Raw genomic sequence first — 1,110 nt, 5'->3', positions numbered from 1 at the left:
ACTACGGGCCAGCCAGTTGCCCAACACCTCCCTGGCGCTGGGGGCTTTGGTTGGGTTTGCTGCTATGAGCGCATCATCGGCATCCGGCCCCATGCGCATCGAAGACGCCCTGAATCTTGGCAAGATTTGCCGGGACGAGGAATTCCCATGCGATGGAGAGTATTCCCTGGCCATGAATATCAGCGGAAACACACTGAACGAGTCCATTGACCAAATAAACGGCCCATTTACCGGCAAGTTGTTCGGCAATAAATTTACCATTAGCGGCCTCCGCCACTGCCTGGTAAAACATCTGGCTGGTGATGGTCTTATCGAAAACCTGCGCCTTACAAAACCCATAATAATAATAATACAGGGCAGCGGTCCGGTCGGGGTAGCGGCTTGTAAAATATCCGGCAACGCCAACGTCAGAAATATCGAGGTTGAAGGTGCCGATGTTCTGATTACGGGTGAAACTGTACACGCAGGTATTGCCGTGGGCATGGTTGAAGGAGGAACGGTTAGCAACACCAGAGCAAAAAAATGTTCAGTAACAGTAATAGCCCTGGGTGCAAACGCCAGTACAGTTGCAAACGCCGGTATAGGGGCAGGCAAGGTTGCAGGTGGAGGAAAAGTTATCAACACAATAGCAGACAACTGCAAGGTAAGATCTGAACATCAGAAAAATGCCAATGCCGGTATTGGTGTGGGTCAATCGGTCTACTCAACGGTTACCGGCACGAAGGCGGAAAACTGCCATGTAACAGCCATTCATGCTGCTGGTATCGGAGTGGGAAGATCCAGCGAATCAACAATTAACGACACGAAAGCGCATCACTGCACAGTGTCAACCTCCAGTTTCGATTCAGGTGCTGGCATTGGGGCCGGCATATCGTCTGTATCAAAGATCACCGGCACGAATGCATTGAACTGCACAGTATCAACCGCCATAGCTGAGTCAGATGCTGGCATTGGCGCGGGAAGATCAATTAAATCAAAGGTTACCGACACGAATGCAGTAAACTGCACAGTATCAACCTCCAGCTCTTGGTCAGATGCCGGTATTGGCGCAGGATCATCGAAACATTCAACGGTTGCCAACACAAAAGCGCGGCACTGCAGGGTATCAAC

General features: G+C 50.8%; 1 protein-coding gene. It reads left to right on the top strand.

Going from position 1 to position 1,110, the window contains the following annotated elements:
- Positions 1-91 precede the first annotated feature (91 nt).
- A partial coding sequence (locus KDK14_RS17650; RefSeq protein ID WP_257266506.1) for a hypothetical protein occupies positions 92-1,110 on the top strand: 1,019 nt, incomplete at its 3' end.

The organism is Endozoicomonas sp. ONNA2 (assembly GCF_024606365.1).
Classification (GTDB): Bacteria; Pseudomonadota; Gammaproteobacteria; order Pseudomonadales; family Endozoicomonadaceae; genus Endozoicomonas.
Note: the sequence above shows the minus strand (reverse complement) of the source record. Positions and strands in the feature narration are given on the sequence as shown.